Source organism: Candidatus Defluviilinea gracilis (assembly GCF_057138825.1).
The window spans coordinates 103,900-126,706 of the sequence record NZ_DBNHEF010000079.1 but is presented as its reverse complement, the minus strand read 5'-3'; the positions used below and the strand labels follow the sequence as shown (position 1 = coordinate 126,706).

Sequence of the window (22,807 nt, the reverse complement as noted above, 5' to 3'; positions counted from 1 at the left end):
TCGGGACGCTGACCGCGATGCGCGCTGAATAACGCAGATTTTTCTTTCAGATCAGCGGTGAGGCTCTTTTTCGGCGCCTTTACGAAATATTCGTGAACTCGTTTTCTTAGTTGAGACTTAAGTTTGTCTGACCGGTGAAGGTATAATTTTTCACGTATGGCTTCCATTTCCAACCCGTATCGAACCCTCCCCGCATTACCGCAGATCCTTGCCGCGTTTGTCAGCGGCGTGACGTTGTTTCTTGGCATCCTCATCGCCTCGACGTTGGGATATCAACTGATGTATGCCGGGCGAATCTTCCCCGGCGTTTCAGTTGCCGGCGTGGACCTTTCCGGACTTACGCGTGATGAAGCCGCGTTGAAGTTGAACCAAACGTTATCGTATCCGATCACCGGAAAGATATTGTTCCGGGATGGCGAAAAAGTTTGGGTGGCGTCCCCAGCCGAATTAGGCATGGTGTTCGATCCCTCCTCCACAGCCGGAGCCGCCTTCCAGTTGGGAAGAAGCGGCGGGTTATTCGGTTCATTAACCGGTCAAATTCAAGCGCGCAGTTCGGGCGCGGATGTGCCCGCAGTCATCCTGTTCGACCAGCGCGTGGCGGCTCACTATCTGAGTCAGATCAGCGCGCAGATCAATCAACCGATGGCGGAGGCGAGCCTGGAACTCGAAGGGACGAACGTGGTCGCCAAAGCGGGGCAAGTGGGACGCGAGTTGAAGCTCGAGGCAACGATGGTATACCTCGGCGCGCAATTGCAAACCTTTACCGACGGCGAAGTGACTCTGGTGGTGCAGGAGATCCAACCTCAGATCCTGGATGTGAGCGCGCAAGCCGAAGCGGCGCGGCAAGTGCTGAGCCAGCCGCTTACTCTGATGATTCAAAACTCGACGGAAAGCGACCCCGGCCCATATGTGTATGATGCGCGGGTGCTGGCAAGTTTGCTCGGCGTGCAGCGCGTGCAAAACGGAGCGCAGACCGAAGTGCATGTTGTGTTGAATTCGGAGGGGTTGCGAAACCTGCTCAACCCGATCAAAGCGGAAGTGGATCGCGCGCCCTCCAACGCCAAATTCATTTTCAACGACGAAACGAAACAATTGGACAAGATGGAAGACTCGAAAACGGGTCGCGCAATGGATGTGAACGCCAGCATCTCAACCATCAACGACGCGTTATTTCGCGGCGAACACACGGTGTCGTTGGTGATCAACGAGGCTCAGCCGCAAATCCCCGGCACAGCCACAGGGCAGGAATTGGGCATCACCGAACTGATCGCCTCTGAAACATCGTATTTTTACGGTTCCAGCCAGGAGCGTATTCAAAATATCAAAGCCGCCGCCGAACGCTTTCACGGCGTGATGATCGCGCCGGGTGAAATCTTCTCGATGGGCGCGGCCATGGGCGATGTGAGCCTCGAAAACGGATTTGCCGAAGCGCTCATCATTTTTGGCGGCCGCACCATCAAGGGTGTGGGCGGAGGGGTGTGCCAGGTCAGCACCACGTTGTTCCGCACTGTGTTCAACGCCGGCTTCCCGGTGGTGGAGCGGTATTCACACGCGTATCGAGTCTCATATTATGAGATGACCGCCAGCGGCGCGGTTGACCCCGATCTGGCGGGGTTGGACGCCACCGTATATTTTCCCCTCGTGGATTTTAAATTCAAAAACGACACGCCCTATTGGATTCTGATGGAAACCTACGTGAACGAAAGCGGTCGTTCGTTGACCTGGAAAATGTATTCCACCTCCTCCGGGCGCACCGTTTCGTGGGATACAACGGGACCCGTCAACGTTGTCCCTGCGCCATCGCCCCTGTTTGAAGAGAACCCCGACCTGAGCAAGAACGAAATGAAACAGATAGATTACGCCGCGAACGGCGCGGATGTCACCGTCACGCGCACGGTGTCTCAAGATGGCGCAGTCTTGTTTCAAGATCAATTCGTCACCCACTACGAACCCTGGCAGGCGATCTGTCAATTTGGGCCCGATTCGAGAAACCCCGAAAAACTTGCGGCAGAGAAAAAATTGTGCCGCAATCCATCCACCTAGGCGGTGGTAGAATTGCCCGCGATCGAGAAATGAGGTTCCATGATTGACGCAAATCTAAAAGAAATTCTACGATGCCCAAATTGTGTCCGCTCCACTGGCGGCGAGCTTAACTTGCGCAATGACGCATGGTTTATTTGCAAAGACTGTGGCCGCAAATACCCCATCGTGGACGATATCCCGATCATGTTGATCGAAGAAGGGGATAAGTGGGTTGGCACAGCGGAAAGCGCCTTGCCGATCCCGCCTCCCTCGAAATAACGTGAACGCGCTGCAAGATCTCCTGAACGACCTCGCCAGCAAAGACGAAGCGCGGGCAGAAAAATCCATTTCGGCGCTCGTTGATTTCGGTAAAGATGCGATTCCCTCGCTTTTGAAGTTGAGCGCCTCTGCTGAAGTGGATACTCGTTGGTGGGCGGTTCGCGCGCTGTCACAAGCGCCTCATGTTTCGACGGGACAATTGCTCCCGTTTCTCAGCGATACCGCCCCTGAAGTTCGCCAATGCGCGGCACTGGGGCTGGCAGAGAAACCCGACGAAAGCGCGACCCAGCCACTCGTCCGCGCGTTGAGCGATGCCGACGCGATGGTCTGTAGCCTCGCGGCGCGTGCGTTGGTCAAAATCGGCAAACCCGCTGTCCCGTCGCTGATCGAAGCGGTGAATCACAAATCGCAAGCGGTGAGAATTCACGCCATCCGCGCGCTGGCGGAGATCCGCGACCCTCGCGCCATCCCCACGTTGATGAAGGTGATGGAGGAAGATTCGGCGCTCTTGCAACATTGGGCGAAAGAAGGCTTGGAACGACTTGGATTGGATATGGTGTATTTGAAACCGGTGTAATGAAAATGAATTTTCTAAAAAACATGAAACGCCCCTCAATGGGCACAATGATATTCTGGGTTGCCATGGCTGGTCTGGCGATCGGCGCCTTCGCGGCTGTCAAAAACCTGACCACCTGTTGGGTCTTAACTCCGCTCCCCGGCTGGGCTCCCTCAGATTGTAAAACCGTGCAGTCAGGGATAGACGGTCCCTCCCTCACGAATAGCGAAGGCACGCCTGTGCCGGGGCCGGAGAACTTGCCCGACCCGGTGATCATCCCTGCCAGCGATCTTCCGCCCGCCTGGGATGGCGCAAGCCGTATTACCGTATTGATCATCGGGTTGGATGCGCGCGATACCGATACCAGCGCCCCGCGTTCCGATACGATGATCCTCCTCACGATCGATCCGTTGACGAAAACGGCGGGCATGTTGTCCGTCCCGCGCGATATGTGGGTGAACATCCCGGGCTTTGGGTACAGCCGCATCAACACGGCGTACTCCTCCGGCGAAGGCAATAAATTACCGGGCGGCGGACCTGAACTGGCGCGAAAAACAGTGGAGCAATTTATCGGCGTGCCCGTGCAGTATTACGCGCAGGTCGATTTCAACACGTTCGTCCAATTCATCGACCGGATCGGCGGCGTCGATATTTACAATGACGAAGATTTGCGCCTCGATCCTGTGGGCGGCGGCAAGGACAAGATTCGGCTTACCTGTTGCGGTCCTCGCCACTTGGTTGGAACGACGGCGCTTGCGTATGCCCGTCACCGCAAATCTGGCGAGGGCGATTTTTCCCGCGCCCAGCGCCAGCAAAAGTTGATCCTCGCCATCCGCGACAAGGTGCTCGACCCGGCGAACTTCCCCACGCTCATCACTCAGGCGGACGATTTCTACAACGAGTTTTCGTCCGGCATCCGCACGAACATGCCGCTTGATGTGGCGATCCAATTGGCAGTGCTTGCCAAGGATATTCCACCGGATAGCATCAAGCAAGGCGCGATCGATACGACGATGGTGGCGTTCGATAACGTGATTTTGGGCGGGCAGGATGCGAGCATCATGAAGCCGTTGCCGGACAAGATCCGCATTTTGCGCGATGAGATTTTCACATCGGCTGGGGCGTTGAGTCCGCTGGCGCCGCAGAATGACCTGACCGCGTTGATGCGCCTCGACCTTGCCCGCGTCCGCGTGTTGAATGGCTCTTTTACCCCCGGGCTTGAAACCAATACCGGTAATTATTTTCTGGCGCAGGGGATGCAGGTCAAGGAAGTCGCTCCCGCCGATCGCGCCTATGACCGCACGGTGATCGTGTTGTACGCGCCAAAACTGTATACGCTCAAATACTTGCAAATGGTGTTCGGCATTACCGAGAACGCGCTGATTCAGATCAAGCCCGATCCGACGCAAACCGTCGATGTGGAGATCCGCATCGGCAACGACTGGGCGAATAACAACCCAATGCCATAACGAACCTCCCTCTTGAAAGAGAGGGAGGTTTTATTTTGGTTGTTGGAAGGTGAGTTTGAAACCGCCGAAATAATTTTCGCCCGAGGAGGTCTGGCAGGCGGGAGCCATTAACCCTGAAGCGACATCGCTCCCTTGCGCAAGTTGCACAGCATAAGCGATGTTCGGCGTCATCAGGAAGTCTGCGTAGCCGTTGCCCAACTCGGGTTTCAAGCCGGTGAAAAAGCGATCCTCGTTCGCTTCCCATGTGATTTGGATTTCCATGCCCGGCAGTTGTCTGCGGTTTGAATTGAGCACAAGCACTTGTAATAAACCGTCTGGCAGATTCGAATCGCACAAGGCTTCTTGCGCGATCAACTTGAACGGAACGCCAATCGTTGGAATTGGGGTTTGGGTCGGGCGAGGCGTGGATGCGATCGGCAGGGGCTGGGTTGGGGTAATGCCCAGCGTCGCGGTCGCAATATCTTGCGTAGGCGAGGTGGGAATTGGGGAGGGCGTGTTTGGTGACTGGGTGGGTTGGATAATTTCAACCGGAATAGTTGAGGGTGGCGGCGGCGCAACACTGATGCCGTTGCTTTGTAAAGCCGCAGACAGGAGCGCGAGTTGGTCGGCGTTTTGGAAGTCTCCGTTGGCAAGCAGGCGTTGCGCTTGCGCGTTCAACGCTTCGAGGGGATCGGCATCGTTCAGTAGGGTAAGGCGGGCTTTGGCGCGTTCTAAATTCGCTGTGTTGACATACGCGGCGGCGATGGCGGAACGGTATTGGTCTTTGAAGTCGTCGCGCAAGGCGCTGGGAACCGCGTCGACGATTTGCAGGGGCGATATCACCCACGAGTAGGCGAGCCCGGCTCCAAGTCCGAGAAGAAGCGCGAGGAAGGCGCTCCAAAAGATGCGGTTCATGGAATCCCGCTCCAGGCTTGGAGGGCGGTGACGAGTTGCTGAATCAAGACAATATCTGACTCGGCAAACCGGTTCGAGCGCGCATACTCCAACCCTTGAGAGGCGATGGATGTGGGAGATTGCGAGCCGAACATGGCAAGTTGCCGCGCTGAGATGCCAGGGTCGCGGTGTGAGTGATATGCCTCGGCAACCATCAACACGTAATCGGCTTTGAAGTCGGCGCGCAGGGTATCGGGCGTGAGGTCGAAGAAATCGACCGGGTCGATGACCCACCCATATGCAAGGCCGGCGCCGATGCCGATCACGAATGCAAGGATGATAAATAGCCAGCGATTAATTTTCATGGATAAATATCCGGGCAGGTGATCGGCGGCACCCAGAAACGCTTCCTTACCGTTGCTGTCTTTCGACCCTGGCGGGTTTCGAAAGGCTCTGCCGCGCCGGTCCTGCCCGGACGGGCGAAGGATACCCGATGTGGGGAGGGGTGTCAATTAGGGCGGCGAGGTTGTTAAAAACGAACAGCCAGCGTGATTTGTGCGCTGGCTGTTCTTCGACTTGCTCAACTATTCAAACGCGCTTGCGTATTCCACCCAAGCCAGTAATGCAGGAGATCGTTCATGAGTTGCTTGAATTCGGGGTAGCCGACCGGTTTCACCAGATAACTATTCGCGTGGTTATAGTAGGCTCTCGAAACGTCTTTTTCCGCTTCGGAGGTGGTGAGGATGATTACCGGGATCGCTTTCAGGGTTTCATCTTCTTTGATGGTTTTTAAGACGTCGATCCCGTCCACTTTGGGCAGTCGCAGGTCGAGCAGGATGATCTGGGGCCGCGATTTATTCTCGGGGTTGGAGTATTCGCCTCGGTGTTGCAGAAAATCAAGCGCCGATTGCCCGTCGAAAAAGTGTTGGACTTCGTTCGCGATACGATGCTCTTCAAGAGTGCGGATGACAAGTTCGGCGTGGTCCGCATTATCTTCTACGAGCATGACAAGGTAGGGTCTCCCGGTAATTTTCGTCATAATGTATAGCTTATTTTGGAACATTCTAACTCATTTTCGGTTTTTGGCGGCGCCTAAATGTCCCAAAATCACAACAAAACCGATAGGACAGTCGTGTTATAATTTTGACCGCAATAAAACGCTCATTCAACCTGGAGGATGTACCATGGAAATTTCGACTCAGGAATTCAAACATTGTGAAATGATCAAAGTCAAGGGACGGGTGGATAGCGCGACGGCTCCGCAACTTGCGCAAGCCCTTGAGAAAGCCAATGAGGAGGGCAAATACAAGTTGGTGATGGATATGAGCGAACTTGAATACATGTCCAGCGCGGGGTTCCGCGCCTTGCTTGCCGCGCAACGCAATGCGAAGAAATATAATCGCGGCGAGGTTGTGCTCGTCGGCGTGCCTGACCGGATTCGCGAAGCGCTTGAACTGGCCGGCTTTACAGAACTTTTCAAAACCTTTGACGACCCCCTGCACGCGGTTGGGCATTTCTAAATAGCGGAGCCTGTTCAGGTTGGAGAAAGACACGAAGGCAACGAGAGAGGAGCCGTTCTCAGCCACCGGTTGAGGCGGCTTCGGTTTTATCGGATGCAGACGGTCCAGTTCCCGGCACAGTTCGAATTCCTCGACGAGATCCGTGAATTTGTGGGAGTGATTGCCCGCGAAAACGGCTTCAACGACAAGGCTGTTTACAACATCCAGCTTGCCGCCGACGAAGCCGCATCGAATGTGATCGAACATGCCTATAGAGGGAGCGCGGATGGAATGCTCGAGATCTCCTGCGGTGTGAAAGCCGAGACCCTGACCATTGTTATGGTCGACCATGGCAAGTCCTTCGATCCTTCGGAAGTGCCGTTGCCTGATATCCAAGCCGACCTGAGTGATCGCAAAATTGGGGGACTGGGAATTTTTCTCATGCGCAAGTTGATGGATGACTTTGAATACGTTTCAAGCCCGCGCGGTAATACGCTCACAATGACCAAAAGAAAGGCATAAGGCATGAAGCAGGCCTCGTCGTCAGATTGGCGCGATCTTGCCCGTCTGGGAGAGCAACTGCTCAGCGCCGCATCGCTTGCCGAGCAGCGTAACCGCGTTGTGGATGTGGCGGCGCGCCTGTTGGGCGGCGAAGCGGAGTTGTGGCTTTCTGAATCCATTTTTCGATTGCCGAACACGGAACACGCCTCGATCTTTTCGCCCGAGCCGACAACCAAAGGCATGCAACGCGCCATGGCGGGCGGCAGGATCGTGGCAGGGAGTAAAGGCGGAAAGTCGAAAAGCGCGGCGCATCCTTCGTGGGCGTCGATTCCTCTCATCGATCGCGGCGCCGCCCTAGGGGCGATTCAGATTACCCGTCCAAAGGGGCCCGTTTTCAAGCGAGACGATATAAATCTGCTCGAAGGGTTGGCAGGCGTTGTGGCTGTGAGTCTGACCGCTTCGCACCGCATCTCGGTTGAGCAATTTCGATTGAACCAGTTAAATCTGGTGAGCCAGGTGAGCGCGCAGATCGCGAACGTGCTCGATGTCAACGAACTTTCGGAGCGCGTCACCCAACTTATTCAGGAAACGTTCCATTTTTATTACGTGGCGATTTTCACCGTTCGTGAAAATTCTTCCGCCAACCTTCGTTTCCGTTCGAGCGCCATGGCGCAGCGCAAGGGGAAATCAAAAGCCAAGGTGGCGTTGGATGTGAAGATCGGGCAGGGGTTGATCGGCGAAGCCGCGTCGGATGGCGAGCGGATCGTCGTGCCGAACGTGAAGAAAGACGCTCGCTTTCGATTCATTGAATCGTTGCCTGAAACGCGTTCCGAGGTGGTCATCCCGCTTAAGACCGAAGGGCGGGTGCTTGGCGTGCTGGATGTGCAAAGCAATCAGGTCAATGCCTTCCACGCGAACGATCTGTTGATCCTCAATGCGCTGGCAGACACGATCGCGCGCGCCATCGAAAGCGCGCGGCTCTACCGCGATCTGCGCCGCCATTCGGACCACCTTGCATTGATCGCCGATGTAGGGCGGAGCGCGAGCGCCTCGCTGGAATTGAACACGCTCATGAAGAACGTGTCGGACTTGATCCACGAGCGATTCAAGGTTCCGCATGTGCATTTATTTACCGTTCATCGCAACCGCCGCGTCATTGAATATCAGGCGGGTAGCGGCGAACGCGACGCGGGCTCGGAGGGGTTTGCGATCTCCATGGATAACTCCTTGGGCATCATCCCCTGGGTGGCGCGCGAAGGGAAGACGGTGATTACCAACGATGTGCGCAAGGATAAACGCTATGTGCCCTCGCCTTTTCCGCCGGAAAACACCAAATCCGAAATCTGCGTGCCGTTGTTATACGATGGCGAAGTGGTCGGCTTGCTCGATATTCAAGCGGACCGCTACAACGCCTTTACCGCGGAGGATAAATTCATGTTCGAGGCGGTGGCAGATCATATTGCCATTGCTATTCACAACGCCGCGCTCTATCGGTCGGAGCAATGGCGGCGGCGCGTGGCAGACAGCCTGCGCGAGGTCGCCGGCTTGATCTCGGCAGACGAAGATGTGGATGATGTGCTGGATGTGATCCTCGCCGAATTGGAACGCAACCTGCCTGTGGATGTTTCCGCGATCTGGTTGCTGGAAGACGACCAGTTGTACCTTGCCGCGAGTCATAATATCGATGAGGGTGTGCTTGAAAAAGCGTTGTATGGTTCGGTGGAAGCATACGACGGGTTGATGCAAGTCGTTCATTCTCAAAATGCCGAGATACGAAAGCCGACAGACCCGCTGTGGGTTTCCGGTATAGCGGCAGGTTTCGACCAGAGCTATTCCGCGCTGGCTGTGCCGTTGCGCGTGGGAGACCAACCCTTTGGCGTGATCACCCTCGCGCATAACGCGGCAGGCAGATATGGGCGTGAAGCGCAAGCTGTGGCTACCACGTTCGCCAGTTACGCGGCGGTCGCCATTGAAAACACGCGCTTGTACGATGTGGCGCAGGAACAGGCGTACGCGTCGGCGGCGTTGTTGCAGGTGGCGCAGGCAATCGTCAGCCTGAATGATCTCGATGAAATTCTCGGCACGATCATCCGTATCATGCCGATCCTCACCGGTGTGCAACGCGCCGCTTTGTATCAATGGGATGCTTCTCATGAGCAATTTGCGCCCACGCAAAATTATGGGCTGAGCGTCGAGGATGAAAGGCAATTCTGGGAGCGGTCGTTTTCACCGGGTGAATTTACTTTCCTCGATTTATGCCGCGGCGCCACGGGGATGTTAGCGTGTCCGCTCGAAGGACAGGGAGGGTTACAGGCGTGGTTATCAGCCAGCCCGTCGGAGGAAGCGAATCTTGCCAACCCCAACGCCTTGTTGTTCGCCGTCCCGATCGCCGTCAAGGATACGTTGTACGGCGTGATGCTCATCGAAGAGGCGGAGGGAGGATTGCGTTTCCGCGCCCGCCGCCTGGAAATCATTACCGGAATCGCCCAACAAGCCGCGCTGGCGATTCAAAACGACCTTCTGCAAAAGGAGATGGTGGTGCGCGAGCGCCTCGAAACGGAAGTGCAGTTGGCTCGCCAAATTCAGCAGACCTTCCTCCCCGACGCGCTCCCGCAAGTGGAGGGCTGGGACTTCTCAGCGCGTTGGAAAACGGCGCGCCAGGTGGGCGGCGATTTCTACGATGTGTTCGACCTGCCCAACGGAAGGATCGGTTTGTTCATCGCGGATGTGGCAGATAAAGGCGTGCCGGCGGCGTTGTTCATGGCGCTCACGCGGACGCTGGTGCGAGCCGCCGTGCTCGAGACCGAGTCGCCTGCCCAGGCGTTGGCGCGCGTCAACGAGCTTTTGATTCCCGATACGCGCCAGGGGATGTTCGTCACGGCGATTTATGCGGTGCTGGATACCGCCAGCAACGAATTAACCTATGTCAACGCGGGGCACAACCCGCCGATCTGGGTGAAACAGGATGGCTCGATCGAAAAACTTACCCGAACTGCCATTGCCCTCGGCGTTTCGACGGATCATGGCGTCGAACAGAAGACCATCCAACTGGCGGGCGGTGATAACATCCTTTTCTATACTGATGGCTTGACCGAATCGTTCAATAACGAAAGCGAATTTTTTGGAGAAGCGCGACTCATCGACGCCTTGTTGACAAATCTCTGCGCCTCGGCTTCAGATTTGATCGACGTGGTGGAAAAAGCGCTGCTCGATTTTATTCAAGATATGCCTCCCGCCGATGATTTAACGATGCTGGCAGTGAGACGGATGTGAAGCGCGGGTATTTGTGGTTGACCGGACGGTTTGTAAATAAAAAACCCGCTTCGTTCTTGAAGCGAGTTTTCTGTTCACTGATGTTACGCAGTCGGGGTTGATTCGGCTCTCGTCATGCGACATGTGGCAGATTATCAATTAAACCAAGCAATCTCTCCGCCACAGTTTGAACCATGGCGACACTGAGTCGCGGAGTTTTGAATTGCGTTTCTCAGCGTCCAAACAAGAAAAGGTCAGGTGGCGAGTTGATTTTTATCCTTCTGCTTTGACTTCCCCGGCGGTTTCGTCTACTTTTAACCCGCGCAGGGCATCGTCCAAGCTTGTCGCGTCGCGGCGCGCGCCGGTGGCGGAAGCGCCGCAGTAGGGGCAGATGTTCCACGGGAGTTCCATCAGTTTGTTGCAGTTCTCGCAGTTCTTTTTCAATTTGGTGTGACAGTTCGGGCATACCTGCCAGTCATCTTTGACGCGCCGTTCGCAACCGGGGCAGAGGGGTAAATCTTCGAGAGCCTGAAGGAGCGCTTCTTCTTCCAACGTCTTTTGGTAATCTTCTTCGAGGGTCTTCGGCGGGCGTAGGATCAAATACACGAGGATGCCCGGCAGACTCAATACGGCGACAAGAAGCGTTGCCAGGGTCTGCGCGAGCGGATCGCGCGCGCGCGTGCGGATATCGCGATACGTCCAAATGACGAGCGCGATCCATAACGCGGCGATGAAGGCGGCGCCGAAACCTGTCAAGACCAGGATAATGTTGCTGAGAAATGAGGGGTCAAGATTCATAACGTGTCGATATTTTATCTCATATTGCGAAGCGCGGGAACTTTGGGTATAAGGCAATCGCATTTGAAAATCTCGAGGCTCAAAACACGGTGTTTTGCCTTCGAATCTGCTACTCTTCGCCAATCTGCGCGAAATTTTCCGAGAAAGATTAGCGTGAATTCGTGAGGATTAGCGGAAAAAAACCAAATGCGATTGCCCTAAACTTTGGGAGGTGCAACTTTGTGTGTGGCGAAGACGCCTGTTTCGCCGCGCCCGGAAATTTCAACTGCAAGGCGAATCCATGTTCGGGTATACTTTGCCTCATTCAAATTATAGGAGTCTTACATGGAGTGGCTTTTACAACCCCAAACTTGGATCGCGTTCCTCACGCTCGTTGTGCTGGAACTCGTCCTCGGCGTGGATAATATTATCTTTATTTCGATTCTGGCGGGCAAGTTGCCCGTTGAAGATCAGTCGCGCGCCCGTACCACAGGCATTTTGTTGGCGGTGGTGACGCGGTTGCTGTTGTTGTTCTCTCTCTCGTGGATCATCAACCTCAAGGATCCCATATTTACCGTGATGGGGTATACCCTTTCCGAGCGCGACATCGTCCTTCTGGCGGGCGGCATTTTCTTGATCTGGAAAGCCACGCGCGAAATTCATGAGAAACTGGAAGGCTCCGAAGGACATGCCTCCGCCAAAGTCCATGCCTCGTTTTGGAGCGTGATCGTTCAGATCATGTTGTTGGACATCGTCTTCTCGCTCGATTCGGTCATCACCGCCGTCGGCATGGTGGATGAGTTGCCGATCATGATCGCGGCGGTCATCATCGCCGCATTAGTGATGATCTTCCTTGCCGCCCCTCTCAGCAATTTTGTCGAGGGACATCCCACGATCAAGATGCTTGCGCTCAGTTTCTTGCTGTTGATTGGCTTTACGCTGGTCGTCGAAAGTCTTGACGTGCACATCCCGAAGGGATATATCTACTTCGCCATGGGCTTCTCTGTGATGGTGGAAACGCTGAACTTGCGGATGCGCCAACGCTCCGAGCCTGTGCAACTGCGCAGTCCATACCAAGCCAGCGCTCCTGTCCCTGCGATGGCGGAGGTGTCGGCTCCAAAGACCCGTTCGGTGAAATCTATCCCAAAAAAGAAATCTACAAAGAAACGAAAATAACGTCGAATCAAAAAGGACTTCCGAGAAATACGGAAGTCCTTTTTGCACACTGCTCACTGCTCACTGCTCACTACTCACTGCTCACTGCTTTCACTTCCTCCCATCCCTCACCGCTTTCATAAACCCCACAAACAACGGATGCGGCTTCATCGGGCGCGACAAAAACTCAGGGTGGAACTGACTCGCCACCATGAATGGATGATCCTCGATCTCGACGATTTCCACCAGTTTGCCGTCGGGAGACATGCCTGAGAAAACCATGCCTGCCTTCTCAAAATCTTTTTTGTAATTGTTGTTGAACTCGAAGCGATGGCGGTGACGTTCCTCCACTTTTTTCTCGCCGTAGGCTTTGGCGGCTTTCGAGCCTTCCTGCAATTCGCAGGGATATAAGCCGAGCCGCATCGTGCCGCCCATGTCGGTGATCGCGCGTTGGTCGAGCATCAAGTCAATGACGGGATATTCCGAGCCGCGATCAAACTCAGAGGAGTTGGCATCTTCGTGATTCAACACGCCGCGCGCGAATTCAATGCACATCACTTGCATCCCCAAACACAGACCGAGATACGGAACTTTCTTCTCGCGCGCATACCGCGCCGCTAAAATTTTCCCTTCGATGCCGCGCGAGCCGAACCCGCCAGGGACGAGGATGCCATCCGCGTTTTGCACCACATCCCAGCCTTTGTCTTTTTCGAGGTCAGCCGCGTGCACCCAGCCGATCTCCACTTCCACGTCGTTGGCGAGCGCGGCATGTTTCAACGCCTCGCGCACCGACATATACGCGTCTTGCAGTTCGACATATTTTCCAACCAAGGCAACTTTCACCGTTTGCTTCGGTTTTCTCACGCGCTCCACAAGTTTCTCCCATGGCTTCATGTCCACCCTGCGCGTGGCTTTCATGTTCAACTTCTCAACGAGATAATCGCTGACGCCCGCCTTCTCCAACAAAAGCGGGACTTCATACAACACATCGCTCGTGATCATCGGCACGACGGCTTCTTTTTCCACGTCGCAGAACAGCGCGATCTTGTCGCAAATATCTTTGTCAACAGGATAATCTGAACGCGCGATGATCATGTTTGGCGAAATACCGATCGAGCGCAACGCCGCCACGGAGTGTTGCGTGGGCTTGGTCTTGATCTCGCCCGTCGCTTTGATGTACGGCAACCACGTCACGTGGATGAAGAACACGTTCTCGCGCCCGACCTCGTTGCGGAGTTGTCTCAGCACTTCGAGAAACGGCTGCGACTCGATGTCGCCAACCGTCCCGCCGACCTCGACCAGTACAATATCGGCATTCGTCTCTTTGCCAATGGACGCGACTCGCCGCTTGATCTCATTCGTAATGTGCGGAATGACCTGAATCGTCCCGCCAAGAAAATCGCCGCGCCGTTCTTTGCCGATGATCTCGGCGTAGACCTGTCCGCTGGTGAAGTTGGACGAACGGCTGAGGCGGATGTCAATGAATCGTTCGTAGTGACCCAGATCGAGGTCCGTTTCCGCGCCGTCATCGAGCACGTACACCTCTCCATGTTGGTACGGACTCATCGTGCCAGGGTCCACGTTGATATACGGATCCAATTTCTGCACGGTCACATTGAAACCTCGTTCCTTCAGCAAGAGTCCTGTCGCCGCCGCAGTCACGCCTTTGCCAACCGAAGAAACAACCCCGCCCGTGAAAAATAAATATTTTGTGGTCATAAAATAATTCTCCAATTCTCTAATCCTCTAACCTCTAATCCTCTAATTCTCCAATCCTCTGCCTCAACCCCGCCCTGCCTCCACCCCATTAAAAGAAACGGGGAGGGCGTTTCAGCCCTCCCCGTCGGGGATTGCATTTCCTGTGTGTTCTGGCAGTTCTTCGATTTCATCCGACCAGTTTCACAATATCTTCCGCGGCGCGCCGCATCTCGAGAAAGATCAAACCGAGTTTCGCTTCATGCCGCGCCATGGCAGTTAACACTGCTTCCTGCCCAATAGACGTCAACACGATCGACCCCGCATCGCCTTTGATGTACACCTGCTCCAACCCTCCGCGTCCCAACTCGTTGGAGATCCGCTCGCCGAGCGAGAGCATCGCCGCCGACATTGCCGACACGCGATCTTCCTCCACGCCTTGCTGCAAAGCCGAAGCCATGATCAACCCGTCCACAGAAACAACGGCCGAAGCCTCGATATCGGGCGCGGCGGCTTGCATGTTTCGTAATCGGTCCACGATCTGGTCGGCGCGGGATTTTGCCATAACAATTCTCCTAAAATAAATCTGCCAAAGTTTACCATACTTCATTTTGCATGTCATTGCGACGGTTCCGCGCTTCGACTTCGTGGCGCGTGGTGTTCGCGCCACGAAGTCGAAGCGTCACTTGCATCATACAAAATTGACCCATGTATCCCTTCGTGTTAAACTTGAACGTTCGACTAATGAAGACCCGCCTCCTTCTCCCCTTCGTTTTGTTGCTCCTCGCCGCGCAGGATTCGCCGCCCGTAGCGATCACCTCTCCCGCGGCGGGCGAAGTTTTGCATGGAGAAATTACGGTCATCGGCTCGACGGATATTCCAAATTTCTTCTCCGCTCAACTGGACTTCAAATACGCTTCAGACGACGGGGATGGCTGGTTCCCCCTAGCCGCGTTATCTCAGCCCGCGCTTGACTCGCCTCTCTACCTCTGGAACACTGCCTCCATCACCGACGGCGCCTACATCCTGCGCTTGCGCGTCACCCTCGCCGACGGGACATTCCAAGAAGCGACAGTCCCCATCACCATCCAAAACGACGCGCCGATATTCACTCCAACGCCTGTTGTGACTTCCACGCCCGAATCCTCCATTGGAGTACAAATCCCAACCCCATTCCTCCTCGCCGCCTCGCCCACTCCCACCGAAGTCCCGCGCCCAACCCCGACGCCTCTCCCAGCCAACCCCGCCTCATTGACTCGATCCACCATCCTCGCCAGCCTCGCTCGCGGAGCCTTGGTCATCATCGGCTTATTCATTTTCTCCGCCATCCTCCTCCGCCTCCGTAATACTTGAAACTTGAAACATGAAACTTGGAACTTGACACATGACAGACCCCTACCTCCTCATCGGACTCGGCAACCCAGGACGTGAATACGCCAACACACGTCACAACTTTGGCTTCATGGCAATTGACCGTCTCGCAGTGCGACTCAACGCGCGCGGCATGAAAGTCCAATCGAAAGCCATCGTGATGGATTCAAAATATGAGGATCACAAACTCATCCTCGCCAAGCCGCAGACGTACATGAATCTCTCAGGTCAATCGGTGCAGGGACTGGCTCACTTCTATAAGATTCCCAACGAAAACCTAATGATCCTCTCCGATGATCTCGATCTGCCCTTCGGCACCATCCGCATCCGCGCCTCGGGCGGACCTGGCGGACAGCGCGGCTTGTCGTCCATTTTGGAAAAACTCGGCACGAAAGATATTCCCCGCATGAGACTCGGCATCGGTCGCCCGCCTGGTCGCATGGACCCCGCCGATTACGTCCTGCAAAACTTTTCGCGCGACGACTTGAAATCCCTCTCCGAACTCCTCGACCGCGCCGCCGACGCCGCGCTTGAGTTTGTGGTGAATGGTTTGAATGCGGCGATGAATAAATTTAATGGTGACGCAAGAGATTAGATGACTAGAGACTAGATGACTAGAGACTGGTTCGTTACCAATCCTCTACTTTCTACTCTCTAATCCTCTAATCCTCTGCTCTCTACCTATGCTCTCCATCCTCAACTCCATCCGTTCGCTCCCACAATATCAGAATCTTCTTTCCCAACTCAAAGCGGGGAAACAAATCGCTGGGCTGGGACTTCCGCGCGCGGCACGATTGCCTGTGCTTGCGGCGTTGCTGGAGGATATTGGGCAACCAATCCTCTTCATCACCGATCGCGCCGACCACGCGTTGTCCATGTTCGATGAGTTGGGATTTTGGGTCAAGTCGCCGCGTTATCATTTTGCGGAGCCGAATCCGTTGTTTTACGAGCAAGCCGCGTGGGGCGTGACCACTCGCCGCGACCGCCTGCAAGCGTTGACCGCACTTTCCACTTACCATTTACCATTTACTCCAAAACCCGAAGCCCCTCCCGTGTTCGTGACCTCCATTCGCTCGTTGATGACGCGCACGATGCCGCGGCGCGACTTCCTCAAGGCGTGCAAGAAGTTATCGGTCAATCAAACCATTCAACCCGATTCGCTCTTGCGGAGTTGGGCAGAGATCGGCTACCAGCGCGTCAACACCGTGCTGGAGCCTGGACAATTCTCCAGCAGGGGAGGGATTCTCGACATCTGGGCAACTGCCGAGACGATGCCTGTCCGTTTGGATTTCTTCGGCGACGAGATCGAAACGATTCGCAGATTCGACCCCGCCTCCCAGCGCACGATTGAAAAATTGGATTCGGTCCTCGTCACGCCCGCGCGGGAATATTTGGTTCGTCACGATCCGTCAGCAGTTCAACTGCTGACGGAACAATCGAACGAAGAGCAATCCGCAGTTCAACTGCGGATTGAACGGGAAGATAATATTTCCGAATTCCACATCCCTCTTCTTCATTTACAACCCGCGACGTTGCTCGATTATCTCCCTCAAAAAGCCATCGTGTTGATTGACGACCTGTCCATCATCGAATCGATGGCGGAGGAGGTCGAGGCGCAGGCGGTCAAGTTCAGGCAGGAGAGTATCGCGGAAGAGACGTTGTCCGCTGAGTTCCCGTTGCCGTATGTTCCGTGGTCGGAGTTGTACGATGGCGTGCAGGGTGGGTTGGTGGAGTTGGGCTACTCTGCGAGGGAAGAGGTTGGAGAGCAGAGACTAGAGACTGGAGACTTTGAGGAGTCTTTGGCTTCTCGCTTTGGTCATGACGAAAGATTCGGGGGGAGGCTGAAGAATTTTGTTGACTATGTTGCGGGATTGATCTCGAAAAAGGAATCCGTCATCGTCGTGTCGCGGCAGGCTAAAAGGTTGGAGGAACTTTGGGGAGAGGCGAACCAGCCCGACCCGTCGAATGAACCGCCGCTCTTTATCGAGTCATCTTTATCAGAGGGATTCGTCCTCAATCTCCAATCCTCTAATTCTCCAATTCTCGACTCGCAATTACCAATTACTAATTACGAATCTTTACCACGACTTCACTTGATAACCGATTCGGAGATCTTCGGCTGGGAACGCCCTCAACCCCGCACGCGCCAGCGACCTGTTGCCGAGACTCCCGAATCGGTGTATGCCGATTTGAACGTGGGCGATTATGTGGTGCACATTGATCACGGCGTCGGGCGGTTTGGCGGATTGGTGCAACGCGAGTTGGATAATCACGCGCGCGAATTTCTCGCGGTGGAATATGACGGCGGCGGGCAGTTGTTCGTGCCTGTGCATCAAGCGGATCGGTTGACGCGTTATGTGGGCGCGGAGGGCGCGGCGCCCGCGTTGGATCGTTTGGGCGGGCAGGAGTGGCACGAGAAAAAAGGACGCGTGAAAGCCGCGGTGTTGGAAGTGGCGCAAGAGATGTTGGACTTGTACGCGCGCCGTCATGTGGCGCTGGGATATTCTTTCAAGCCCGATACCGCGTGGCAAAAAGAATTGGAAGATTCTTTTCCGTATGTGGAGACCGAGGATCAACTGCGCGCGTTGAACGACATCAAGCGCGATATGGAATCGTCGCGCCCGATGGATCGTTTGTTGTGCGGCGATGTTGGTTATGGAAAAACCGAAGTGGCGTTACGCGCCGCGTTCAAAGCCGTGATGGACGGCAAGCAAGTAGCGATCCTTGTGCCAACGACTGTATTGGCGCAACAACATTACGAAACATTTTTGCAGAGGCTCGCCGCGTTCCCTGTGAAAGTAGAAATGCTTTCGCGCTTCCGCACGCCGCGCGAGCAAACAACAATTCTGCACGGACTCGCCATCGGCGAAATTGATATCGTTGTCGGCACGCATCGTTTGATCTCTGGCGATGTGCAATTCAAAGAACTCGGCTTGGTCGTCATTGACGAAGAGCAACGCTTCGGCGTCACACACAAGGAGCATCTCAAAAAACTCCGCACCGAAGTGGACGTGTTGACTCTCACCGCCACGCCGATCCCGCGCACGTTGTACATGGCGCTCACGGGCGTGCGCGACATTTCGAATCTCAACACGCCGCCCGAGGAGCGACTGCCCATCGTCACGCATGTCGGTCCGTATTCGCCGAAACTTGTGCGGCAGGCGATCCTGCGCGAACTCGAACGCGGCGGACAAATTTTCTTTGTGCATAACCGCGTCCAGACCATCGACGCGATGCGCGCGCATCTCAATCAACTCGTCCCCGAAGCGAACGTGGATATCGGTCACGGGCAGATGCCAGAGAATCAACTCTCGGAAGTGATGCATCGCTTCAACAACGGCGATACCGATATTTTATTGTCAACGACGATCATCGAATCGGGATTGGACATCCCCAACGCGAACACGCTCATCGTGGACCGCGCCGACACCTTCGGCTTGGCTCAACTCTATCAACTACGCGGTCGTGTCGGACGTGGAGCTGCGCGCGCCTACTCCTACTTTTTTCGCCACAACAAGCTGACCCCCACCGTGGACGGTCAACAGCGGCTCGAAGTGATCGCCGAAAACACGCAACTCGGCGCGGGCTATTCGATCGCCATGCGCGACCTTGAGATCCGCGGCGCGGGCGAATTGCTCGGCACGCGTCAATCGGGTCACATTCAAGCGGTGGGATTTCATTTGTACACGCGGTTGTTGGCGGATGCGGTGAGACGGATAAGAACGGTCAAAGGTCAAATGTCAAAAGTTGAAGAACCAAGTTTGACTTTTCGACCTTCGACCTTTGACTTGCCTTTGTCCATGCCCGTGAACGTTGACCTCCCCCTCGCCGTCGGAATCCCTGCTGAGTACATCCCCGATCAGGATTTGCGCTTGCGTCTGTATCGTCGCATCGCGGATTTGCGCGACGAAACCGAAATCGACGCGCTGGCGTCCGAGTTCAAAGATCGCTTTGGCGAATTGCCCGACATGACCGCGAATCTGTTTTACCAGATGCGAGTCAAACTGCGAGCCGAGAAGGCGGGATTGTCATCCATCAATTGGGAAAGCGGACAGATCGTCCTGCGTTACCCAACTCCCACAAACGGCACGGAACCCAAACGCCTCGCTGATCTTGGCGCAGGCATCCGCGGCGGCAAGTCCGCGTATTGGTGTTCGTTCGGGGAGGAATGGGAGGGGAAATTGTTGGATGTGTTGGGGAGGTTAGTTTAACGGCTGGCGTGACTTGCGCTGGGGTGGGCGGCGGTACGCCGTCCGACTGGAAAAATTCCCAGGGGTAGAACAAAGTTTGGAATCGCGCCTGAATCCCCAGCGTTGGGTGCGCGCTTTTTGGAGCAGACTTTATTGTATGAATTCAACTGTGCTTACCATAGACTCAAAAATCTTTTGACCTCGTGTGTACCATGCACCTACATTGTACCTGTGATCTCTGTTTGAAAAACCATATGCAATTAAATATTGGTTCGTAGAAATCTGTAAGACAATTATTTCACCGCTGAAAGTGAATCCCATAAATTTCTCACTCTCAATAATCAATTCTACGGCAGTGCCTTCATTGCCATTTGCAATTATGGAAGTTTCTATTGCTTGAGTTATTACTACTTTTTCCTCCTCTTTATCCATAAAGCTGGACACCCAATAATCCGATAAATCGGATGTAGATTTGAAACGAGGGTCAGTTTTTGTTCCATAAATACAAAAAGTAAACTCATCGTTTTGTATACAGATAGAATGAATATCGTTATCTAATTCGGATAAACTTATTTCATCTTTCGCAGCTTGTTGATATGGTTCAAACGAGAATCCTGCTTGTTGATAGTACAGGCGCCCCCCTATCTCATAATTTGGATCTACGACCAGTTTTCGAGGAGCATCCTTATTGGGCGCAAAATTAATTTGAGGCATGTCGCATCTAAATAATGCAAAAGCCAAGAGAAGAAGCAAAAATTTATGAACTTTTTTCATGCTCATCCTTACAGGTATATTAATTCACATTGTTTTGGTATTTGTCTGCTCAACTAGGGTTATACCGCCGAAAGTTAAAATTTGATGAATAAATTATAGCACTCACTCCCTTGCTCTTTATCCCTTCACAACCTTCCCACCCCTCATCACCAGCGCGATAGTATCGTTGTTCTCCAGTGAACGAATATCCTGAATCGAATTTATTTCCGCCCTCATTCTACATCTTCACCGCCCGCGTGGCAATGTAGTTAGGATGATATTTCCCCAGCGGCGAATCGGTCATCACGTCTTCGTACAGGTCGGTGAGGACGAATCCCGCCGTGCATTGTCCGCCGAGCAGATTGTCCCTTATGCCTTATTCCGCAGTTCCCTCATGCGACGCAATGTATTCGAGAGTCGCTTGAGTGATTAACCCTGAGCGGGTTTCTCCATTGTCGGAGGCGAATTTATCCATCAAGTTCAACACTCGTTCGGGCAACGTAATATTTACCCGCTTCGACTTGCCCGAAAGTTTCGCCGCGTCCACTGAAACGACCGCCCAAACGCCGTCGGCATAGTCGGGGTTGTTCTGATGATATTCGATGGTTTGAGGCGTGGGTATGGCTTCCCCGTCAATTAGCATACCTTCTAAATGTGCCTCGATGGCTTCGACAACTTCCGATAATGCTTCATCGAGGGTTGCGCCCGCGCTAAAGCATCCCGCCACATCTGGAACGGTCACGCCGTAATCGCTGTTAGGGTCTTTGTGAATAACAACTGGATAGCGCATTTTCTCTCACTTTTTCTCTGACCAGGACCAACCTGCCTGACGGTAAATACTGCGAAGGGTTCCGATTGGCAAATCTCTTTTCGGGTGCGGAACAGTCACCCTGCCAGGTTTTACGGGATGTTTGAAATGATGGTGACTGCCGCGCACATGCACAAGTGACCAGCCGTCTGCTTTGAGTTTTGTGATAACATCCCGACTGTTCATGGCGCAATTATACACACCCTACACACTGCGTCAATGCTCACACGAAATGCCTCGCCGATCTGGGCGCGGCATCCGCGGCGGCAAGTCTGCGTATTGGTGTTCGTTTGGCGAGGCGTGGGAAGGGAGGTTGTTGGAGGTGTTGGGGAGGTTGTAACAAAGTCCGTCATTGCGAGCCGAAGGCGAAGCAATCTCCGTTTGGGCGAAGAAAATGCCTGAAAACGTCACAGAATCCCCATAACCAGGTATAGTCGTCGTTAGGTTGTTTTTTCTTCACTCACAACTTTTAATCGTGCTTTTGGTTCGCGAAAAACAAAGATCGCGATAGCCAATCCGATCGCGCCTCCACCGAGTATGCCAAGTAGTCCAAAGATAGGCGGGATTACAAGAATGGTATCTGGCATAGGTTTACTATCAAATTCCCAAACTATGCCTTGATCGTCAATAAGCGCGGTATAACGTCGGAAGCCAGTGCCCCATAAGAATCCTGACTTAAAACATTTATTCTGGAAGGGTGACGGTGCTGGTGAAATAGAAAACTCATAGTCATCGAGAGCACATGGCATCTGAAGCTCATCGACAGCGACGATATCTACCGTTGTCAAATCCTTGACCCACTTACTCTGCGGCTCAGCCTGATAATGATATATGTTGCCGTCGAGAGTTTCAATGTACAGTGGAGGTTCACCTGCAGCCGGAATGAGTCGGATGACCTCCGCAGGCGGTAAGGGAAGTTGCTTCCATGCCGGCTGGTCGGCAGTAAGTGAACTTACACTAATACCGAAGCCGATAAGGTAGCCCACAACAATCATAATAAGAACAATGAGGATTCGAAGAACAAGCATATCAGGAAATTGGAGTCGGAATTTGTCTTCGCGCTCATTCTACATCTTCACCGCCCGCGTGGCAATGTGGTTGGGATGATATTTTCCCAGTGGCGAATCGGTCATCACATCTTCGTACAGGTCGGTGAGGACGAATCCCGTCGCGCATTGCCCGCCGAGCAAATCCGTCAGCGAGTGACCGAATTCGAGGGGTAGACCTTTTGCGAGATATTCATCCAAGTCCTCTTTCGGGAGGCTGGTCGCGTCTGAGTCGTTCGTAGGTCAGGCTTTTAGCCTGACGTGCTTCTAGCATTTGACATATGGCGGGTTAAAAACCCGCCCTACAAATACTTATGCAATAGGTCCAGTTTTTCAACTATCTTTATACCCTCTACATCTTCACCGCCCGCGTGGCAATGTAGTTGGGAAGAAATTTCCCCAGCGGCGAATCGGACATCACAGCTTCGTACAGGTCGGTGATGACGAATCCCGCCGAGCAGGTCGGTCAGTGAGTGACCGAATTCGAGGGGCGTGTAACCTTTTAATTCTTTGAAATTCAGTTTGTGTAACTTATAATAACCCAAGAACTTGATTTCTGTT

Annotated in this window: 23 protein-coding genes and 1 other RNA gene; 12 read left to right on the top strand and 12 right to left on the bottom strand. The window is 54.1% G+C overall.

The features are described 5' to 3' along the window. The first annotated feature begins 156 nt into the window (after positions 1–156). Genes AC16KF_RS16065 through AC16KF_RS16050 form a run of 4 tightly spaced genes read left to right on the top strand, consistent with a single transcriptional unit; the run spans position 157 to position 4,326 of the window. Positions 157–2,043 (top strand): VanW family protein, encoded by a 1,887-nt coding sequence (locus AC16KF_RS16065; protein ID WP_484038361.1) that lies wholly within the window; start codon positions 157–159, stop codon positions 2,041–2,043. 39 nt (positions 2,044–2,082) lie between these two features. Continuing rightward, positions 2,083–2,301, top strand: a complete 219-nt coding sequence (locus AC16KF_RS16060) for a Trm112 family protein (RefSeq protein WP_484038360.1) — start codon at positions 2,083–2,085, stop codon at positions 2,299–2,301. Position 2,302: 1 nt separating this feature from the next. Continuing rightward, positions 2,303–2,878: a HEAT repeat domain-containing protein gene (locus AC16KF_RS16055; protein ID WP_484038359.1), complete on the top strand. Its 576-nt coding sequence runs from the start codon at positions 2,303–2,305 to the stop codon at positions 2,876–2,878. Positions 2,879–2,901: 23 nt separating this feature from the next. Next, positions 2,902–4,326, top strand: coding sequence for an LCP family protein (locus AC16KF_RS16050; protein ID WP_484038358.1), 1,425 nt, complete (start codon positions 2,902–2,904; stop codon positions 4,324–4,326). A 30-nt stretch (positions 4,327–4,356) separates the two neighbouring features. On the opposite strand, the gene AC16KF_RS16045 is transcribed toward AC16KF_RS16050, so the two are convergent. From AC16KF_RS16045 to AC16KF_RS16030, 4 genes are all read right to left on the bottom strand, one after another. After that, entirely contained in the window at positions 4,357–5,220 is an 864-nt protein-coding gene (locus AC16KF_RS16045) for a hypothetical protein (RefSeq protein WP_484038357.1), read from the bottom strand. Further along, positions 5,217–5,564, bottom strand: coding sequence for a hypothetical protein (locus tag AC16KF_RS16040; RefSeq protein ID WP_484038356.1), 348 nt, complete (start codon positions 5,562–5,564; stop codon positions 5,217–5,219). The genes AC16KF_RS16045 and AC16KF_RS16040 overlap by 4 nt, the downstream gene beginning before the upstream one ends. 9 nt (positions 5,565–5,573) lie before the next feature. Beyond that, an RNA gene (gene ffs / locus AC16KF_RS16035) (signal recognition particle sRNA small type) lies at positions 5,574–5,672 on the bottom strand. 107 nt (positions 5,673–5,779) lie between these two features. Beyond that, entirely contained in the window at positions 5,780–6,205 is a 426-nt protein-coding gene (locus tag AC16KF_RS16030) for a response regulator (RefSeq protein ID WP_484038355.1), read from the bottom strand. Between the two features lie 178 nt (positions 6,206–6,383). On the opposite strand from AC16KF_RS16030, the gene AC16KF_RS16025 reads away from it, so the two are divergent. The 3 genes from AC16KF_RS16025 (at position 6,384) to AC16KF_RS16015 (ending at position 10,472) form a co-directional block, all read left to right on the top strand. Beyond that, positions 6,384–6,719: an STAS domain-containing protein gene (locus AC16KF_RS16025; RefSeq protein WP_484038354.1), complete on the top strand. Its 336-nt coding sequence runs from the start codon at positions 6,384–6,386 to the stop codon at positions 6,717–6,719. A gap of 93 nt (positions 6,720–6,812) precedes the next feature. Further along, the gene (locus AC16KF_RS16020; protein ID WP_484038353.1) at positions 6,813–7,220 is read left to right on the top strand and encodes an ATP-binding protein; all 408 of its coding nucleotides are present in this window, start codon (positions 6,813–6,815) and stop codon (positions 7,218–7,220) included. A gap of 3 nt (positions 7,221–7,223) precedes the next feature. Continuing rightward, positions 7,224–10,472 (top strand): GAF domain-containing protein, encoded by a 3,249-nt coding sequence (locus AC16KF_RS16015; RefSeq protein WP_484038352.1) that lies wholly within the window; start codon positions 7,224–7,226, stop codon positions 10,470–10,472. Between the two features lie 252 nt (positions 10,473–10,724). Here the strand turns inward: AC16KF_RS16015 and AC16KF_RS16010 are convergent, their stop codons facing one another. Next, positions 10,725–11,249 carry a zinc ribbon domain-containing protein gene (locus AC16KF_RS16010; RefSeq protein ID WP_484038351.1) on the bottom strand — a complete coding sequence of 175 codons (525 nt, stop codon included), beginning with the start codon at positions 11,247–11,249 and terminating at the stop codon, positions 10,725–10,727. Positions 11,250–11,573: 324 nt separating this feature from the next. Here AC16KF_RS16010 and AC16KF_RS16005 point away from each other — a divergent pair, with 324 nt between their 5' ends. Next, the gene (locus tag AC16KF_RS16005) at positions 11,574–12,404 is read left to right on the top strand and encodes a TerC family protein (RefSeq protein ID WP_484038350.1); all 831 of its coding nucleotides are present in this window, start codon (positions 11,574–11,576) and stop codon (positions 12,402–12,404) included. A gap of 90 nt (positions 12,405–12,494) precedes the next feature. Here the strand turns inward: AC16KF_RS16005 and AC16KF_RS16000 are convergent, their stop codons facing one another. Then, a complete protein-coding gene (locus tag AC16KF_RS16000; RefSeq protein WP_484038349.1) occupies positions 12,495–14,102 on the bottom strand; it encodes a CTP synthase in 1,608 nt (535 codons plus the stop codon). A gap of 166 nt (positions 14,103–14,268) precedes the next feature. Further along, entirely contained in the window at positions 14,269–14,643 is a 375-nt protein-coding gene (locus tag AC16KF_RS15995) for a roadblock/LC7 domain-containing protein (RefSeq protein ID WP_484038348.1), read from the bottom strand. Positions 14,644–14,822: 179 nt separating this feature from the next. Here AC16KF_RS15995 and AC16KF_RS15990 point away from each other — a divergent pair, with 179 nt between their 5' ends. From AC16KF_RS15990 to mfd, 3 genes are all read left to right on the top strand, one after another. Further along, positions 14,823–15,431 (top strand): hypothetical protein, encoded by a 609-nt coding sequence (locus AC16KF_RS15990; protein ID WP_484038347.1) that lies wholly within the window; start codon positions 14,823–14,825, stop codon positions 15,429–15,431. A 31-nt stretch (positions 15,432–15,462) separates the two neighbouring features. Next, positions 15,463–16,044 carry an aminoacyl-tRNA hydrolase gene (gene pth, locus AC16KF_RS15985; protein ID WP_484038346.1) on the top strand — a complete coding sequence of 194 codons (582 nt, stop codon included), beginning with the start codon at positions 15,463–15,465 and terminating at the stop codon, positions 16,042–16,044. An 88-nt stretch (positions 16,045–16,132) separates the two neighbouring features. Further along, positions 16,133–19,660: a transcription-repair coupling factor gene (gene mfd, locus AC16KF_RS15980; RefSeq protein WP_484038345.1), complete on the top strand. Its 3,528-nt coding sequence runs from the start codon at positions 16,133–16,135 to the stop codon at positions 19,658–19,660. 129 nt (positions 19,661–19,789) lie between these two features. Here mfd and AC16KF_RS15975 read toward each other — a convergent pair whose 3' ends face one another. The 3 genes from AC16KF_RS15975 to AC16KF_RS15965 all read right to left on the bottom strand — a co-directional run bounded on the left by AC16KF_RS15975 (position 19,790) and on the right by AC16KF_RS15965 (position 21,386). After that, a complete protein-coding gene (locus AC16KF_RS15975) occupies positions 19,790–20,413 on the bottom strand; it encodes a hypothetical protein (RefSeq protein WP_484038344.1) in 624 nt (207 codons plus the stop codon). Positions 20,414–20,768: 355 nt separating this feature from the next. Continuing rightward, a complete protein-coding gene (locus AC16KF_RS15970) occupies positions 20,769–21,182 on the bottom strand; it encodes a type II toxin-antitoxin system HicB family antitoxin (RefSeq protein ID WP_484038343.1) in 414 nt (137 codons plus the stop codon). Between the two features lie 6 nt (positions 21,183–21,188). Next, positions 21,189–21,386 carry a type II toxin-antitoxin system HicA family toxin gene (locus tag AC16KF_RS15965; protein ID WP_484038342.1) on the bottom strand — a complete coding sequence of 66 codons (198 nt, stop codon included), beginning with the start codon at positions 21,384–21,386 and terminating at the stop codon, positions 21,189–21,191. Here AC16KF_RS15965 and AC16KF_RS15960 point away from each other — a divergent pair. After that, positions 21,385–21,540 carry a hypothetical protein gene (locus AC16KF_RS15960; protein ID WP_484038341.1) on the top strand — a complete coding sequence of 52 codons (156 nt, stop codon included), beginning with the start codon at positions 21,385–21,387 and terminating at the stop codon, positions 21,538–21,540. The genes AC16KF_RS15965 and AC16KF_RS15960 overlap by 2 nt on opposite strands. A gap of 100 nt (positions 21,541–21,640) precedes the next feature. On the opposite strand, the gene AC16KF_RS15955 is transcribed toward AC16KF_RS15960, so the two are convergent. Then, positions 21,641–22,228 (bottom strand): hypothetical protein, encoded by a 588-nt coding sequence (locus AC16KF_RS15955; RefSeq protein WP_484038340.1) that lies wholly within the window; start codon positions 22,226–22,228, stop codon positions 21,641–21,643. A 39-nt stretch (positions 22,229–22,267) separates the two neighbouring features. Next, positions 22,268–22,447 carry a hypothetical protein gene (locus AC16KF_RS15950; protein ID WP_484038339.1) on the bottom strand — a complete coding sequence of 60 codons (180 nt, stop codon included), beginning with the start codon at positions 22,445–22,447 and terminating at the stop codon, positions 22,268–22,270. Positions 22,448–22,807 lie beyond the last annotated feature (360 nt).